Genomic DNA, 20,339 nt, shown 5'->3' on the forward strand with positions numbered 1-20,339 from the left:
TTTTTAGGGTTCCCTTTCAAAGTACATAGTATCTGCTCTCAAAAAGAGAGTATAAGCTCATAACTACTTCCTCAGATTAATTGATTTATTCTTTATTTGTGATTAAAAAATATTAGCGATCTTGCCCTGATTAAAAAGCTTGTTATACAATACAGACATCAATTCAAATGACAATCATTATTGCATCGCAAAAATCATGATTATAGTATGATAAATAAAGATAATAATAATTTCCGCAAGTAAATTTAATAAAAATAAGGTTGGTGACAAATATGTGATCTTGAGTATATAGGAAATTAATAGAAAGTGAATCATTAGACAATAAATACTATATTAACTATTTTTTCATGAGGAAGAGTGTTGAAAGATTGCGAGATTATCTGTAGTGGCACTATGATAGATTATGCCAATGCCTATTAAATTAAGACTGAAACATAAATAATTTAAAGCCAGGCAAGTAATGAAATCTACTCATTCGTACTATACCCTACAAATAACTTGCAGGCGGAATACATTCGTATAATTTACTATGAGAACATCTGAGGGTTCATCGGATTCGAACTTATATAGTCTTCATCCTTCTCAGGAAGATGTGTTTTACGAACAAATGCTTTATGAGAATAGTCCAATACACAGTCTCGGCTGGTATACATTGATAGAAAACAATGTTGATATAGTTATTTTGCAGAAAGTGTGTAATTTACTATATCAACACATTGATATGTTACGTTTACGTATATCAATCAATTCTAATAATGAAGCTATTCAATATATTCAAGATCAGAGTTCGCCAGAATTAATCAAGTGCCACGATGTTTCCATGCAGCTTGATCCTGAAAAGAAAGCATATCTTTGGATGAAGCAACAAGTCGGTATTCCTATCGATTATTTAAAGGAAACTCCATATCAGATTACACTAATTCGCTTAGATAATGAAAAATACTACTTTTTCACCAAATTCCATCACATTATGATTGATGGTGTCGGATTATATCGACTTCATGAGTATGTCCATAAATTATACAAATGTCTTGAAGATGGAACATCTACCGCATGGTTGTCAGAAATTCCACAATATTTAACTACAATAATCAAGTCGAGAAAATATCTCAATAGCACTCAGTATGAAAAAGATAAGAGTTATTGGTTTGATTTTCTGAAACAAAAAGCAATACATCAATTAACACCTTGCTATCAAAATACAGGCAGTGATCATGGTACGTTAATATTACCTCTTCCAATTAAAGAAGATTTGCGTACTTTTTGTAGAGAATACAAAACTAATCTGCTTTTCATTTTTTCGAGTCTGGTCAGCATTATTATGGCTGAGCTTACAGGACAACAAGAGCTAGTTTTTAACACAATCACACATGGAAGAGAGGGAAAATCAGAAAAATATGTTGTTGGGATGCATGCAAATATGTATCCGGCGCACTGTCATATTTCCCATGCGGCTAGTGTGATTGAACAGATTAAATTAACAGAATCCGCACTAAAAAAGAGTTATTACCACGGTAAATTTCCTCAATCTCACCTTGCTCGAATCGCTCATAAACATAAGCTCTCTTTACCCAATATATCTATTTTCTATGAACGTTTTTCTGAGTCAGATCTCGAAGTCACCGAAAATCAGCACTATCATATAGATGGTGAATTTAATATTTATCCTATCGTCTTTAGATTAAAAGACTATGGATATGCTCAGGAACTAAAAATAACGATAGATTATCTGCGGAAATATTTTAGTGGGCAGGATGTCAATAGAATACTTGAACGATTACAAAACCTATTTATTACCTTACTCAACAACCCTGCATCAATAGTCAGTGAATTACCTATTTTACTAAAACAGGAGCGCCATACATTACTGCATACTTGGAACCAGCCCAATATATCTTATCCGCAAGACCGTACTCTCCAGCAGCAATTTGAAGCTCAGGCAGCAGCCAGACCAGACAACGTGGCATTGGTGTTTGAAGGGAAAACACTGACTTATCGCCAGCTAAACGAACGGGCTAACCAATTGGCCGCTGTGATCCGCGAACAGTATCAACAACAGCGCAATAAACCCATGCCTGCCGATACGCTGGCGGCTTTGTATCTGGATCGTAGTCTGGAAATGGTAATCAGCATTCTGGCAGTGCTGAAAGCCGGGGGAGCCTATGTACCCATTTCTCCAGAATATCCGCCGGAGCGAGTCCGGTTTATTTTAGAAGACACCGCATCCCCCTGTGTGTTGGCTCAACAGCGATATCTGACAACGCTGAGGGAATATACGCAGACACAAACTAAACAGCCAGCATTAATAGCTGTGGATGATCGGACAGTGGCAGAAAATCTATCAACAGAGAATCCGGTCCCCATCAACGGAGCCACAGATCTGGCATACGTTATCTATACTTCAGGCACAACCGGACAACCAAAAGGCGTGTTGCAGACACACCATAATGTTGTGCGTTTATTCGCAACCACTCAGGGAGATTATCAATTTGATCAAAATGATACTTGGGTGCTGTACCATGCTTACACATTTGATTTCAGTGTCTGGGAATTATGGGGCGCATTGCTTTATGGCGGACGTCTGATTATTCCAACAGTAGAATGTACGAAGGATTTTGGCAGATTCAGTCGCCTCTGTTCAGATCAGAAAGTTACTGTATTAAACCAGACTCCCGGGGCATTTTATGCCTTTATTGATACGTCATTGAATATTGGCGCCGAATTTCCCCATCTTCGCTACGTGATTTTTGGTGGAGATAAACTGAATCCGGTTCAATTGAAACCTTGGTGGAATCATTATGGCGATCAATCTCCCGCTCTCGTCAATATGTATGGAATAACCGAAACAACCGTACATGTTACCTACAAGAAATTAACCCAAGACGACGCCACAGCAGTATCTTGCATTGGACGGCCATTAAATGACATGTATGCCTATGTCTTGAATCACTCCAGGAATCTTGTACCTATTGGCGCCCCCGGAGAGCTTTACATCGGAGGCGCTGGGCTAGCACGAGGATATTTAAACCGGCCTGAATTGACGGCCGAACGTTTTGTAGAGAATCCATTTGCCACAAATGAAGATAAAGAACGCGGTTACACCCGCCTGTATAAAACCGGCGATTTGGTGCGCTGGCAGCCGGATGGCAATCTGGAATATCTGGGGCGCAATGATTTTCAGGTCACAATCCGCGGTTACCGCATTGAGCTAGGAGAAATTGAAACTGCACTCGCTTTGCACCCACAGGTAAAACAGGCCGTGGTGATTGATCGCGAATATGAGAGTAATAAAGCACTGGCGGCGTATCTGGTGACGGAAGGGGAACTCTCAAACGATGAACTCGTCAGGCACTTATCTTCCCACCTGCCGGACTATATGATGCCGGCCAGCTTTACCCACATTGAGTCCGTTCCCCTAACCCTGAACGGCAAACTGGATCGACGGTCATTGCCGGAACCGGTCTGGGGAAATAAAGAGGAATACGTGGCGCCCGGCAATGCACTGGAAACCCAACTGTGTGCCATTTGGCAGGAAGTGTTAGGTCTGGAGCGGGTGGGCATTGAGGATAATTTCTTCCGCATCGGGGGCAACTCCCTGACGGCAATTAAGCTGACCGCCGCCATCCGCCGCATGCTGGCAACCGAAGTCTCACTGGCGCAGTTGTTTACGCTGAAAACTATCGCGGGCCTGGCAACCCAGATGGAACAGCAGACTTATACGGTTATCCCTCATCTGGCGCAGGAGCGCTATCCCTTATCGTTTGCCCAGGAACGGATGCTATTTATCGAGCAGTTTGAACAAGGTTCCGATACCTACCATATCCCCCATCTGGTTGAGCTGGATAATGATGCCTGTCTGCCCCGGTTGGAAACCGCCATTAACCGACTGGCTGAACGCCATGCTGTCATGAAGATGGTGTACCGCAACGATGATGATGGACAAATTTACCCGCAGAAGCTGGACAAGAATTTGGTTATCCAGTCCCAGTCCTGTGAAAATACTGACACATTTTTGAACACAGTTCGTGCTGAAATAGCCACCCCGTTTGATTTGACCGCAGAACCCAGCCTGCGCCTGTGCCACTATCAGCTTCCCGACCGGCGCTACTTATTAATGCTATGGCATCACATCGCCATTGACGGCTGGTCGATCGATATCTTTATGGCTGAACTGGCGGAGATTTACCACTCCTTACGGGAAGGCCGTGACAGCTTGCTCCCCCCGCTGGAGATTACCTACGGCGATTACGCCGCCTGGCAACGGAGCTATTTACAGGGCGACGTCCGTGAACGCCAGCTGGCTTACTGGCGGCAGGCGCTGGCTGGTTATGAATCACTGGTCTTACCCACCGATTATCCCAGACCCACACGAGTGAATTATCAGGGACGGGATTTCAAGTTTGTGCTGAACACCCGGCTGTCTGAACAGTTAAGGAACCTGGCAAAAGCACAGGAAACCACCCTGTACACCGTGTTGCTCAGTGCCTTTTATATCACGCTGGCAAAATTGTCCGGGCAAAACGATATCGTCCTGGGGACACCGACGGATAACCGCCACCATGTCCAAACCCAATCCCTAATCGGGATGTTGGTCAACTCACTGGCCTTAAGGCTACCACTTCAACAAACCGTCAGTGTGGAAGAATTGATTAAACAGACCCATCAGCGGGTAACGGAAGCCAAGACCCATCAGGACATGCCGTTTGAACAACTGGTTGAAGCACTGGATATTGAGCGTGACACCGCCCGCCATCCGATCTTTCAGATAATGTTCGGGTTGCAGAACTTCGGAGAAAATCCGCCAGACAATCGTCTGCCGTTCAGACCGGTGACACTGGATGAGCCGTTATACAGTCCGGCCAAGTTTGACCTGAGTCTGTTTTTATCTGATGGACAAACCAATATTACCGGTTGTCTGAACTACGCCGTCAGCCTGTTTGCTGAGGCCACTATCGTAAGAGTGGCAGGTATTTATCAACGGGTGCTGGCCGCATTCGTGGCAGACCGGACACAATCGCTGTCTGGAATTAACATCCTGTCTGCCCAAGAGCGCCATACCCTGCTACACCACTGGAATCAGACCGATGCGCCTTACCCGCAGGATAAAACCCTGCCACAACTGTTTGAAGCCCAGGTGGAAAAAACACCGGATAACGTGGCGCTGGTGTTTGAAGGCGAATCCCTCACCTACCGCCAGCTTAACGAACGGGCAAACCAGCTGGCTTATGCTATCCGTGAACGTTGTCAGCAACACCATAATATTCCTCTGCAAGCTGATACCCCCATAGCCCTCTACCTCGACCGCAGTCTGGACATGGTCATCAGTATTCTGGCAGCGCTGAAAGCCGGGGGCGCTTATGTGCCTATTTCACCGCAATATCCACCAGAGCGAGTCCAGTTTATTCTGGCTGACACGGCGACTTCCTGCATATTGACCCAACAGCGACACGTGATAACGCTAACGACATACAGTCAACCACTCGTGGAACAACCGATACTGATAGCAACCGATGACCCGACAATCACCACAAGCCAGTCCGTGGACAATCCGGCATCGATAAACACATCCTCGGATTTGGCCTATATCATCTATACCTCAGGCACTACCGGCCAACCGAAAGGGGTCATGATTGAACACAAAAATGTGGCTCATCTGGCGGCGGCACAGGCTGAAATTTTTGATGCCGCCAAGAGAAAAAAAGCCTTAATGTTTGCCGCATATGTGTTTGATGGTTCTGTTTTCGAACTCTTCCCCAGTTTATTTAATGGACTGACACTTTACCTTTGCAGCGAAACAGAACGTCATGGCCTCGCCGTTGAAAAGCTCATTCAGCGGGAAAACATTGAAATAGCCACCTTACCACCCGCCATACTGAAACTATTAACTGGCGCCGAATTGCCTTCCCTGCAATTATTGGTGACAGCTGGAGAGTCGCCTTCCCCAGATTTTCTTGAATATTTTAGCCAACACAACGACATACTGAATGCTTACGGCCCGACAGAAGTGACCGTTTGCGCGACAGCGAAGCAATATCAGCATGGGGATACTGCAACCAACATTGGTAAAGCGATTAATAACGCCCGGCTTTACGTTCTTGACAGTCACGGGAATCTGTCTCCTGTCGGAGCGCCGGGAGAACTCTATATCGGCGGCGCCGGAGTCGCACGGGGTTACTGGAACCGGCCGGAACTGACCGCCGAGCGGTTTGTGGCAAATCCCTTTGCCTCCGCAGCAGACAAGGCCAAAGGGTATACTCGCCTGTATAAAACCGGTGATTTGGTGCGCTGGCGGCCGGATGGCAATCTGGAATATCTGGGACGCAACGATTTTCAGGTCAAAATCCGCGGTTACCGCATTGAGTTGAGCGAAATTGAGAGCGCCCTTGCAGCTCATCCTCAAGTCAAACAGACAGTGGTAATCGATCGCGAGCATAACGAGAATAAAGTTCTGGCTGCGTATCTGGTGATGAAAGGGGAACTCTCAGACGATGAACTCGTCAGGCACTTATCTTCCCGCCTGCCGGACTACATGCTGCCAGCCAGCTTTACCCGTATGGAATCCATGCCGCTGACCCTGAACGGCAAACTGGATCGGCAGGCATTGCCGGAGCCTGTCTGGGGAAACAAGAAGGGATACGTGGCGCCCCGCAATACGCTGGAAAACCAACTGTGTGCCATTTGGCAGGAGGTGTTAGGTCTGGAGCGGGTTGGCATTGAGGATAATTTCTTCCGCATCGGGGGCAATTCCCTGATGGCCATCAAGCTGACCGCCGCTATCCGCCGCATGCTGGCAACCGAAGTCTCACTGGCGCAGTTGTTTACGCTGAAAACCATCGCAGGCCTGGCAACCCAGATGGAACAACAAATTTATACGGTTATCCCTCATTTGGCTCAGGAGCGTTATCCCTTATCGTTTGCCCAGGAGCGGATGCTATTTATCGAGCAGTTTGAACAAGGTTCCGATACCTACCATATCCCTTATCTGGTTCAGCTGGATAATGATGCCTGTCTGCCCCGGTTGGAAACCGCCATTAACCGGCTGGCTGAACGCCATGCTGTCATGAAGATGGTGTACCGCAACGATGATGCCGGACAGATTTACTCGCAGGTGCTGGACAGCACTTTGGTTATCCAGTCCCTGCCCTGTGAAAATACTGACACGCTGTTAAACACCGTCCGGGCTGAAATAGCCACCCCATTTGATTTGACCGCAGAACCCAGCCTGCGCCTGCGCCACTATCCGATGTCTGACCGGCACTACTTATTAATGTTATGGCACCACATCGCCATTGACGGCTGGTCAATCGATATCTTTATGGCTGAACTGGCGGAGATTTACCACTCCTTACGGGAAGGCCGTGACAGCTTGCTCCCCCCGCTGGAGATTACCTATGGCGATTACGCCGCCTGGCAACGGAGCTATTTACAGGGCGACGTCCGTGAACGCCAGCTGGCTTACTGGCGGCAGGCGCTGGCTGGTTATGAATCACTGGTCTTACCCACCGATTATCCCAGACCCACACGAGTGAATTATCAGGGACGGGATTTCAAGTTTGTGCTGAACACCCGGCTTTCTGAGCAGTTAAGGACGCTGGCAAAAGCGCAGGAAACCACCCTGTATTCCGTGCTGCTCAGTGCCTTTTATATCACGCTGGCAAAATTGTCCGGGCAAAACGATATCGTCCTGGGGACGCCGACGGATAACCGCCACCATGCCCAAACCCAGCCTCTGATTGGGATGTTGGTTAACTCACTGGCCTTAAGGCTACAACTTCAACAAACCGCCAGTGTCGAAGAACTCATTAAACAAGCCCATCAGCGGGTGACCGAAGCCAAGACCCATCAGGACATGCCGTTTGAACAACTGGTCGAAACGCTGGATATTGAACGTAACACCGCTCGTCATCCGATCTTTCAGGTGATGTTCGGGGTGCAGAGCTTTAAAGAAAATCCGCCAGACAATCGTCTGCCGTTCAGACCGGTGACACTCGATGAGCCGTTATACAGCCCGGCCAAGTTTGACCTGAGCCTGTTTTTATCTGATGGACAAACCAATATTACCGGTTGTCTGAACTACGCCGTCAGTCTGTTTGCTGAGACCACCATCGTGAGAGTGGCGGGTATTTATCAGCGGGTGCTGGCCGCATTCGTGGCAGACCGGACACAATCGCTGTCTGGAATTAACATCCTGTCTGCCCAAGAGCGCCATACCCTGCTACACCATTGGAATCAGACCGATGCGCCTTACCCGCAGGATAAAACCCTGCCACAACTGTTTGAAGCCCAAGTGGAAAAAACACCGGATAACGTGGCGCTGGTGTTTGAAGGCGAACTCCTAACCTACCGCCAGCTTAACGAACGGGCAAACCAGCTGGCTTATGCTATCCGTGAACGTTGTCAGCAACACCATAATATTCCTCTGCAAGCTGATACCCCCATAGCCCTCTACCTCGACCGCAGTCTGGACATGGTCATCAGTATTCTGGCAGCGCTGAAAGCTGGGGGCGCTTATGTACCCATTTCACCGGAATATCCATTAGAGCGGGTTCGGTTTATTTTGGACGATACCCGATCACCCTGTGTCGTCACTCAGCAAAGATATCTGGCAACGCTGGCGACAGACACGCAAACATGCACAGAACAACCGGTACTAATAACGGTGGATGACCTAACCATCACCACAAGCCAGTCCGTGGACAATCCGGCATCGATAAACACATCCTCGGATTTGGCCTATATCATCTATACCTCAGGCACTACCGGCCAGCCGAAAGGGGTCATGATTGAACACAAAAATGTGGCTCATCTGGTGGCGGCACAGACAGAGCTTTTTAATGCCGCCAAGAGAAAAAAATCCTTAATGTTTGCTGCTTATGTCTTTGACGCCTCGGTTTCCGAGTTATTCCTCAGTCTACTTCATGGTCATACAATTTACCTTTGCAGCGAAACAGAACGTCATGGCCCCGCCGTTGAAAAACTCATTCAGCGGGAAAACATTGAAATGGCCACCTTACCACCCGCCATACTGAAACTATTAACTGGCGCCGAATTGCCTTCCCTGCAATTATTGGTGACAGCTGGAGAGTCGCCTTCCCCAGATTTTCTTGAATATTTCAGCCAACACAACGACATACTGAATGCTTACGGCCCGACAGAAGTGACCGTTTGCGCGACAGGGAAGCAATATCAGCGTGGGGATACTGCAACCAACATTGGTAAAGCGATTAATAACGTCCGCCTTTACGTTCTTGACAGTCACGGTAATCTGTCTCCTGTCGGTGCGCCGGGAGAACTGTATATCGGCGGCGCCGGGCTGGCGCGGGGGTATTTAAACCGACCAGAACTGACCGCCGAACGTTTTGTAGCAAATCCCTTTGCCACTGCAGAAGACAGAGCACGCGGTTACACCCGTCTGTACAAAACTGGCGATTTAGTCCGCTGGCGAGCCGATGGCAATTTGGAATATCTGGGACGCAATGATTTTCAGGTCAAAATCCGTGGCTACCGCATTGAACTGGGAGAAATAGAAAGCGCCCTGACTGCCCACCCACAGGTAAAACAGGCGGTGGTGATTGACCGTGATCATAACAGCCATAAAGTACTGGTTGCATATCTGGTGACGACGGCGGAACTGTCCGATGACAACCTGACTAGACATCTCATTTCCCACTTGCCGGAATATATGCTGCCTGCCAGCTTCACCTTTATTGACGCCGTGCCCCTGACCCTAAACGGCAAACTGGATCGCCACGCCCTGCCTGAGCCAGTTTGGGGGAATTATGATAGCTATGTCGCGCCCTGCAATGCGCTGGAAACTCAACTCTGTACCATTTGGCAGGACGTATTAGGTCTGGAGCACATTGGCATTGAAGATAACTTTTTCCGCATTGGTGGTGATTCCATTGTCAGTATCCAACTGGTGTCAAAACTGCGTCAGGCGGGTTTTTCCCTCCAAGTTAAATCAATTTTTGAAGCACCAACAGTGGCTCGGTTATCCCAACTGATAGCTCTTTCATCACCTACCGTTAACGTGCTCGCAGAACAGGGATTGTTAAGCGGGGAATTTAGCCTGTTGCCTATCCAGCAGACCTTCTTCGACTGGAATTGGCCACATCCACACCATTGGAATCAGGCATTTATGATTCAGATCCCCGGGAATATCAAATCTGCACAGATTGAACAGGCTCTGATAATGCTGGCTAAACGGCATGATATGCTACGTGCCCGTTTTATAAATACCGAAAACGGCTATCATCAGTACTATTCCAAGGAAATTCCATCTTCATATTCCCTTTTACATCACTGTGATATCAGAGGATTAAATAAGGAAGCATTACATCAACAACTAACCCAATGGCAAAGCGGGTTCGATTACAACAACGGACCATTATGGCAAGCAGGTCATCTGACCGGATATACGGATGGCAGTGCCCGGCTATTCTTCGCATTCCACCATCTGATTATTGACGCCATTTCCTGGCGGATTATTGCTGAGCATATGCGTCTGTTATTACAGGGAGCGACCTTACCACCGAAGACCAGCAGTTATCGACAATGGGTAACCGCTGTTCATCGTTATGCACAACAGCATCAGGATGAAATACCCTACTGGCAACAGGTGATAGCAGGAAACGACACCAAACCCGCGCTGAATAACATCGCTCAACACCGGTTAAGCATTCCTGTCGAAATGACGGATATGCTACTACATGAAGCCAACACCGGTTACCACACTGAAATTAACGATTTACTGTTGAGTGCATTGACACTGGCCTTACAGGAGACTTTCTCCCAAGCTGTAAACTACATCATTCTGGAAGGACATGGGCGGGAATCCATTGACGACACATTAGATCTTTCCGAAACCGTTGGCTGGTTTACAACCATGTACCCTGTCCGCCTGGAAATGCAAACTGATATTGCAGAAACCATCATCCACACCAAAGAGATGCTTCGTGGCGTACCGAATAAAGGTATTGGTTACAGTGCGTTACATCAAGCGGGATACCTGACTGGCGATCTACCAACCATCAGTTTCAACTACCTTGGTCAGTTAGGAGGAGCCAGCCATCAAGATTGGTCCATAACCAACGATGATTGTGGGTCTGTGTTAGCTAGCAAAAATATCAGCCATTTACTACTGGGCATTAATGGCGCAGTTCAGGCAGGAAAACTGCAATTCAGCGTGGATTCCCGCTTGCCGCCAGCCCGGACAGAGATGTTTATCACGGCATTTAAGCAAGCACTCAATAACGTCATTGCTGCTAGTCAAAAGCAGGCTCAATTGGGAGGAATAAAAACTCCCAGTGATTACGGGTTTAAAGACGTTTCAATGGAACAGCTAAACCAGCTCACTCATCGTTTTGATCATATGAATCATGAAAATTCAGATCATCACCCAGAAAAGAAAACTATTTTGGACGTGTAAAAAATGTTGATGCTATTTAAAGAACTTAATAAAAATCATATGTCAGTATGGGTCTATGAGAATAAGTTGAAACTGGCGTTCACCGGAGAAACGCCGCCCTCCCAACTTATTAATAAGGTTAAACAGAAAAAAGAAAATATATTAGACTTTTTGAATAAAAGAAGTATTTTCTCAGAAAAAGATTTTAAGAGTTTTATTTTTAATGAAAATCATTCTGGTGTGAATGGTTCAGTCGTCTCCCCTAGAAAAAAAATTGAAGCGATATTTCCTGCTACCAGCCTGCAACAGGGGTTTGTTTATCATCATCTGACTCAGCCGCAGGATGATGCTTATCGCGTGCAATTGCTGTTGGATTATCACACCAATATCAACTTTGCCGTCTATCAACAAGCTTGGTCACTGGCTTCACTACGTTTCCCCATTCTCAGAACCGCATTTGATTGGGAAGGAAAAATATTACAGATCGTAACAACGGGCGCCAGTATTGGGCCATTGAACTTCAAGTTCAAAGATATCAGTCAATTACCCAAAGAAGACCGAAACAAGGCGATTGACGAAATTCAACAATACGACCGCACCCTACCTTTTGATTTAAGTCATCCTGGGTTAATCCGCTTCACTCTCATCCGGCAGGGTGAGCAATTAGTCACCATACTGCTTACACAACACCACTGCATTGCTGACGGCTGGAGCCATCCGATTTTATTGCAAGCTGTGCATGAGTATTACAACCAATTGATAAAAGGGCAGAAGCCCCAGATTATGGTGGAGCAGACTTATCTGGCAACCCAACAATATCATCTGGATCATCAAGCTGAATCAGACACTTATTGGGCGGCATACAAAGCCCAATTTCAGGGCGCCAATGATTTTTCCACGTTGTTAAGTCACCGTGTCGATTTAGCGCAAATAAAAAGCATTGAAAACCCGGCTGCACAGGAACTCATTATTCAAGGTAGCGCTTATGCGCAGCTTAAGGATATGTGCCGGACACAAGGGGTGACACTGAATGTGGTCTTGCAATTTGCCTGGCATAAACTCCTGCACAGTTACACGGGCGATGCACAGACCGTTGTCGGCACCACCGTCTCCGGCCGCGATGTTCCGGTTGCAGGGATTGAATCCAGTGTTGGCCTATATATCAATACATTGCCGCTGATGGTGCAATGGCATCTAACAGACAGTGTAGCGACGATCTTGCAGGATATCCAAGCAGCCATTGCTGCCCTCAACAGCCACAGTGCCGTCTCACTGGCCAGTTTACAATCCGACGGAGAACGGTTATTCCACAGCTTGCTGGTATTTGAAAACTACCCGGCCCCTGTGGTAAGCCAAAACCCCGCCGGTATAGAACATACCCTGACATTCCGTCAGTCCATCGAAAAAGTGGATTATCCGGTATCGCTGGTAGCCTATGAGCACGACAACAGTCTCATCATCAAATTCGGTTATGGCAAAGACTGGCTGACAGAAGCACAGACACAGCGCGTACTGGCTCAGCTTGAACGCATCCTGCACGCGGCAGCATGCAACCCAGATCAGTTACATACGTCAATCACCTTTCTCAGCGAAGCAGAGCGTCATACCCTGCTGCACCACTGGAATCAGACCGACGCGCCTTATCCGCAAGATAAAACCCTGACACAACTGTTTGAAGCCCAAGTGGAAAGCACGCCAGATAACGTGGCTTTGGTGTTTGAAGGCGAATCCCTGACTTACCGCCAGCTTAACGAACGGGCCAACCAGCTCGCTTATGCGATCCGTGAACGCTGTCAGCAACACTATAATGTCCCAATGCAAGCTGATACCCCCATAGCCCTTTACCTCGACCGCAGTCTGGAAATGGTCATCAGTATTCTGGCGGTACTGAAAGCTGGTGGCGCTTATGTCCCCATTTCCCCTGAATATCCATCAGAGCGGGTTCGGTTTATTTTGGATGATACCCAATCACCCTGCGTCGTCACTCAGCAAAGGTATCTGGCAACACTGGTGACGAACACGCAAACACGCGCAAAACAACCGGTACTGATAGCAGCGGATGACCTGACAATCACCGCAGGCCAGTCCGTGGACAATCCGGCATCGGTAAACAAATCCTCAGATTTGGCCTATATCATCTTTACCTCAGGTACCACCGGTCAGCCGAAAGGGGTCATGATTGAACACAAAAATGTGGCTCATCTGGCGGCGGCACAGACTGAAATTTTTGATGCCGCCAAGAGAAAAAAAGCCTTAATGTTTGCCGCCTATGTTTTTGACGGTTCTGTTTTCGAACTCTTCCCCAGTTTATTTAATGGACTGACGCTTTACCTTTGCAGCGAAACCGAACGTCATGCTCAGGCAATTGAAAAACTCATTCGACGAGAAGACATTGAAATAGCCGCCTTGCCGCCAGCAATATTGAAGTTGTTAATTGGCTCGCACTTACCTTCCTTGCAGTTATTAGTGACCGCCGGAGAATGCCCCTCCCTGGATTTTCTTGAACATTTCAACCGTCATAGCGCTGTCCTCAATTCTTATGGTCCGACCGAAGTGACCGTTTGTGCGACCGAAAAAATATATCAACGTGGGGTCATCCCAACCAATATCGGCAAAGCCATTAATAACGCCCGCCTTTACGTTCTTGATAATCAGGGCAATCTGTCTCCTGTCGGCACACCGGGAGAACTGTATATCGGCGGCGCCGGAGTCGCGCGGGGTTACTGGAACCGGCCGGAACTGACTGCCGAGCGGTTTGTGGCGAATCCCTTTGCCACCGCAGAAGACAAAGCACGCGGTTACACCCGTCTGTACAAAACTGGCGATTTAGTTCGCTGGCGAGCAGATGGCGATCTGGAATATCTGGGACGCAATGATTTTCAGGTCAAAATCCGTGGTTACCGTATTGAACTGGGCGAAATAGAAAGTGCCCTGACTGCCCACCCACAGGTCAAACAGGCGGTAGTGATTGATCGTAATCATAACGGCCATAAAATACTGGCGGCATATCTGGTGACAGCGGGGGAACTGTCTGATGCCAGCCTGACTGAACATCTCTCTTCCCGCCTGCCAGAATACATGCTGCCAGCCAACTTTACCCGCATCGACTCCGTTCCTTTGACCCTGAATGGCAAACTGGATCGCCACGCCCTGCCTGAACCAATCTGGGGAGATCGTGACAGCTATGTCGCGCCCAGAAATGCGCTGGAAACTCAGCTCTGTACCATTTGGCAGGCCGTCTTGGGGCTGGAGCGGATTGGCATTGAAGATAACTTTTTCCGCATTGGGGGGGATTCCATTGTCAGTATCCAACTGGTGTCAAAACTACGTCAGGCGGGCTTTTCCCTCCAAGTTAAATCAATTTTTGAAGCACCAACGGTAGCCCGGTTAGCCCAACGACTGGCACTCTCATCACCTACCGTTAACATACTCGCAGAGCAGGGATTGTTAAGCGGGGAATTTAGCCTGTTGCCTATCCAACAAATCTTCTTCGACTGGAATTGGTCACATCCACACCATTGGAATCAGGCATTTATGATTCAGATCCCCGGGAATATTAAATCCGTACAGATTGAACAGGCCCTGATAATGCTGGCTAAACGGCACGATATGTTGCGTGTCCGTTTTATAGATACCGAAAACGGCTACCGTCAGTACTACTCCGCGGCAATGCCATCTTCACATTCCCTTTTACATCACTGTGATATCGGGGGATTAAATAAGGAAGTATTACATCAACAACTAACCCAATGGCAAAGTGGCTTTGATTATTGCAGCGGGCCATTATGGCAAGCAAGTCATCTGACCGGATATACCGATGGCAGCGCCCGGCTATTCTTCGCATTCCACCATCTGATTATTGACGTAGTTTCCTGGCGAATTATTGCTGAAGATATACGCAGATTGTTGCAGGGCGAAGCACTGCCAGAAAAGACCAGTAGTTATCGTCAGTGGGTGAGTGCCGTCCATCACTATGCAAAATGCCATCAACAGGAAATTTCCTACTGGCAGCAAGTCATGGTAGGAAATCTCTCTCACGCCGCTTCAGATGAAATCAGTCATCACATGCTGAGCATTTCCGCCGAATTGACCGACATTCTGCTGCATGAGGCCAATGCTGGCTATAAAACCGAAATCAATGATTTGCTTCTCAGCGCTCTCACTCTGGCATTACAAGCTGTTTTTTCTCAACCGGTTAACCACATCACGCTTGAAGGCCACGGTCGAGAGAGTATCGACAACAGACTGGATGTTTCTGAAACTATCGGCTGGTTTACCACACTATATCCCGTTCGTCTGGCAATGCAGACAACTATTGCAGACACCATCATTCACACCAAAGAGATGCTTCGTACCGTGCCCAATAAAGGTATTGGTTATGGGGCATTACATCAGGCAGGCTATTTGAGTGGGGATTTACCAGCGATAAGCTTCAATTATCTTGGGCAATTGGGTGGAGCAATCGGGCAAAACTGGTCACTGACCAACGACTATTGTGGAAACGTAATAGCAAACGATAACTACAGTCATTTACTACTCAATATTAATGGATTAATTCAAGCTGGTAGGCTGCAATTCAGTGTCAGTTCACGCTTAACACCGACTCAGACACAACTATTTATCACCGCATTTGAGCAGACTCTCCAGGTTGTCATTATGGCTGGTCAACAACAGGCGCAAGTCGGCGGGATAAAAACCCCCAGTGATTATGGTATTGACGGGCTGTCAATCTCTCTCCTACGCCAGCTACAACAGCGCTACCTGCTTGAAGCCCTGTACCCCGCCACCAGTTTGCAACAAGGATTTATTTATCATCATCTGACCCAGCCACAAGATGATGCCTATCGCGTACAACTGTTGCTGGATTATCACACACAACTCGATCTCGCCGCCTACCAGCGGGCCTGGGCGCTGGCCTCGCTACGCTTCCCCATCCTCAGAACAGCATTTAACTGGGAAAACGAGGTGTTACAAGTTGTGACGGAAGGCGCAAGTATTCATTCGGCGAATTTCGAGATCAAAGATATCAGTCAATTACCGGTAGAAGAATGGAACAGCGCCATTGAAGCAATTCAACAACATGACCGTACCCTGCCATTTGATTTAAGTCAGCCCGGTTTAATTCGCTTCACCTTAATTAAACAAAGTGAACATCTGGTAACGGTGCTAATCACGCAACATCATTGTATTACCGATGGCTGGAGCAACCCGATTTTATTGCAGACTGTGCATGAATATTACAACGAACTTACACAAGAACGTGTCCCCCAAATAGTGGTAGATAAAGCCTATTTGGCAACTCAGCAATATTATCTGGATCATAAAGCAGAATCCGAGGCTTATTGGGCTAAACATAAATCACAACTCCACGGAATGAATGATTTTTCCCCCTTGCTAAGTCATTGCGTTGATTTAACGCAGATAAAAACCGTTGAAAAACCCGCTGAGCAACTACTCATTGTACAAGGCCACTCTTATGAACAGCTTAAGAATATGTGCCGGACACAAGGAGTGACACTGAATGTGGCCTTGCAATTTGCCTGGCATAAGTTACTTCACAGCTACACAGGAGATGAGCAGACCCTTGTCGGTACCACCGTCTCCGGTCGAGATGTTCCGGTGGCGGGAATTGAATCCAGTGTTGGCTTATATATCAATACCTTGCCGCTGATGGTGCAATGGCGCCCAACAGACAGTGTAGCGGCGGTTTTACAGGATATCCAAGCGGCTATTGCTGCCCTCAACAGCCACAGCGCCGTCTCACTAGCCAGTTTACAATCTGACGGGGAACGGTTATTCCACAGTCTGCTGGTATTTGAAAACTATCCTGCTCTCGTGGTAAGCGAAAACCCCGCCGGTATAGAACATACCCTGACGTTCCGTCAGTCCGTCGAAAAAGTGGATTATCCAGTATCGTTGATGGCCTATGAACGCGATAACAGCCTCATCATCAAATTCAGTTATGGCAAAGACTGGCTGACAGAAACACAGACACAGCGCGTACTGGCTCAGCTTGAACGCATCCTGCACGCAGCGGCATGCAATCCTGACCAGTCACATACGTCAATCTCCTTCCTCAGCGAAGCAGAGCGTCATACCCTGCTGCACCGCTGGAATCAGACCGATGCGCCTTATCCGCAGGATAAAACCCTGCCACAACTGTTTGAAGCCCAGGTGGAAAGAACACCGGATAACGTGGCGCTGGTGTTTGAAGGCGAACCCCTCACCTACCGCCAGCTTAACGAACGGGCAAACCAACTGGCTTATGCTATCCGTGAACATTATCAGCAACATCATAATGTCCCCATGCAAGCTGATACCCCCATAGCCCTCTACCTCGACCGCAGTCTGGACATGGTCATCAGTATTTTGGCGATATTGAAAGCCGGTGGCGCTTATGTGCCCATTTCACCAGAATATCCATTAGAGCGGGTTCAATTTATTTTGAACGATACCCAATCACCCTGTGTCGTCACTCAGCAAAAGTATCTGGCAACGCTGGCGAAAGACACGCAAACATGCACAGAACAACCAATATTGATAGCAACGGATAACCCGACAATCACCACAAGCCAGCCTGTGGACAATCCGGCACCGGTAAGCAAATCAACCGATTTGGCCTATATCATCTATACCTCAGGCACCACCGGCCAGCCGAAAGGCGTCATGATTGAACACAAAAATGTGGCTCATATGGCAACGGCACAGGCTGAAATTTTTGATGCCACAAAGAGAACAAAAGCCTTAATGTTTGCCGCCTATGTTTTTGATGGCTCTGTTTTCGAACTCTTCCCCAGCTTATTTAATGGACTGACGCTTTACCTTTGCAGCGAAACAGAACGTCATGCTCAGGCAATTGAAAAACTCATTCAACGAGAAAGCATTGAAATAGCCGCCCTGCCGCCAGCAATATTGAAGCTGTTAATTGGCTCGCACTTACCTTCCTTGCAGTTATTAGTGACCGCCGGAGAATCCCCCTCTCTGGATTTGCTTGAACATTTCAACCGTCATAGCGCTGTCCACAATTCTTATGGTCCAACCGAAGTGACCGTCTGCGCGACTGAAAAAATATATCAACGTGGAGTCATCCCAACCAATATCGGCAAAGCCATTAATAACGCCCGCCTTTACGTTCTTGATAATCATGGCAATCTGTCGCCTGTCGGAGCGCCGGGAGAACTGTATATCGGCGGCGCCGGAGTCGCGCGGGGTTACTGGAACCGGCCGGAACTGACTGCTGAGCGGTTTGTGGCAAACCCCTTTGCCACCGCAGAAGACAAAGCTCTCGGTTATACCCGTCTGTATAAAACCGGCGATTTAGTCCGCTGGCGAGCAGATGGCAATCTGGAATATCTGGGACGCAACGATTTTCAGGTCAAAATCCGCGGTTACCGCATTGAGTTGAGCGAAATTGAAAGCGCCCTTGCAGCTCATCCTCAGGTCAAACAGACAGTGGTAATCAATCGCGAGCATAACGGAAATAAAGTTCTGGCTGCGTATCTGGTGATAAAAGGGGAACTCTCAGACGATGAACTCGTCAGGCACTTATCTTCCCGCCTGCCGGACTACATGCTCCCTGCCAGCTTTACCCGTATTGAAGCGGTACCTCTGACCCTGAACGGCAAACTGGATCGGCGGGCATTGCCGGAGCCTGTCTGGGGAAACAAAAAGGGATACGTGGCGCCCCGCAATGCACTGGAAACCCAACTGTGTGCCATTTGGCAGGAAGTATTAGGTCTGGATCGGGTAGGCATTGAGGATAATTTCTTCCGCATCGGCGGGAACTCCCTGATGGCAATTAAGCTGACCACCGCGATACGCCATGAAATGGGGATTGATATTCCTTTAAATATTTTATTTAGCTGCAAATGCATTTCTCTATTATCCCAATGGCTGGAAACAGGCAATACAAAATCCAGCTTACTTAATTTATTAACACCAAAATCAACGGCAAAAAATAAGTTGTTTATGGTTCATCCAGCTAATGCAGGTAGTGAAGTCTATGAATTTCTGGCAAATAATTTATCTGGTGCGTATAACTGCATAGGTATCGATAATTATAATCTCTGTACAGATAATCATATAGATTCACTACACCAAATAGCTCAAATTTATAGGGAATTAATTCTGACTGAAACTTCTGTTGATCAACCTATTCGCATCTTAGGATGGTCATTAGGTGGACAATTAGCGATGGAGATTGCATTTCAATTAGAACAGCTAGGTGCAAAAGAAATTCAATTGTTCTTGTTAGATACAATAATCAATAATGATGGGATAAAAGAGCTCAGAGATAACTTAGATATATCAAGCAAACATGGCCCTATTGTTGTAAAATTGCGGGAAATGGGAGCAAATGATACTTATATTAATAAAGTTCTGGCAGCAATACCATTTGAACATGGAATAACCAATTGCAATTTAAGCGGGAAATTAGCCCATACCAATATTACCTTATTTAAAGCTGGCCAAATAACTCCATATTGTATAGATGAAATTCAATTAGCTATGGGTAAATTGATAATAAAGATACCGGATAATAATATCTCCCAATGGACAGTCAATCCATTAGTGATTACATTACTTAATGATTATTATCATGAAAATATTATTGAAGCTATTTCCATTATTAGCGCAGAAATAATCAACACGCTGTCAATTAAGGGTAATATCAATATAACTTGATTATAATTAACGGGGCTGGCATTGCTGGCCCCGTCAAATTAATAATACAATCGTCATCAATAATGAAAAGGTCATTTTGACTTAGCGAAAATCATTCTTTGGATGGAACACCTGTAGCCTCTAATATACCCTATGGATTTCAAGATGCATCGCGACGGCAAGGGAGCGAATCCCCGGGAGCATAGAGAACTATGTGACCGGGGTGAGTGAGTGCAGCCAACAAAGAGGCAACTTGAAAGATGACGGG

Annotated in this window: 2 protein-coding genes; both read left to right on the top strand. The window is 47.1% G+C overall.

The window, feature by feature from the left end:
- Positions 1 to 529 precede the first annotated feature (529 nt).
- On the top strand, positions 530 to 11,428 hold the full coding sequence (locus tag OO184_RS07200; protein ID WP_265378590.1) for a non-ribosomal peptide synthetase: 10,899 nt from the start codon (positions 530 to 532) through the stop codon (positions 11,426 to 11,428).
- A 3-nt stretch (positions 11,429 to 11,431) separates the two neighbouring features.
- On the top strand, positions 11,432 to 20,092 hold the full coding sequence (locus OO184_RS07205) for a non-ribosomal peptide synthetase (protein ID WP_265378591.1): 8,661 nt from the start codon (positions 11,432 to 11,434) through the stop codon (positions 20,090 to 20,092).
- Positions 20,093 to 20,339: the final 247 nt, after the last annotated feature.

The sequence above is a fragment of the Photorhabdus aballayi genome (genome assembly GCF_026153155.1).
Lineage (GTDB): Bacteria > Pseudomonadota > Gammaproteobacteria > Enterobacterales > Enterobacteriaceae > Photorhabdus > Photorhabdus luminescens.

Coding starts and splice junctions, on each gene's coding strand:
- OO184_RS07200 (WP_265378590.1), top strand. CDS start 530: ATGAGAACATCTGAGGGTTCATCGGATTCGAACTTATATAGTCTTCAT.
- OO184_RS07205 (WP_265378591.1), top strand. CDS start 11,432: ATGTTGATGCTATTTAAAGAACTTAATAAAAATCATATGTCAGTATGG.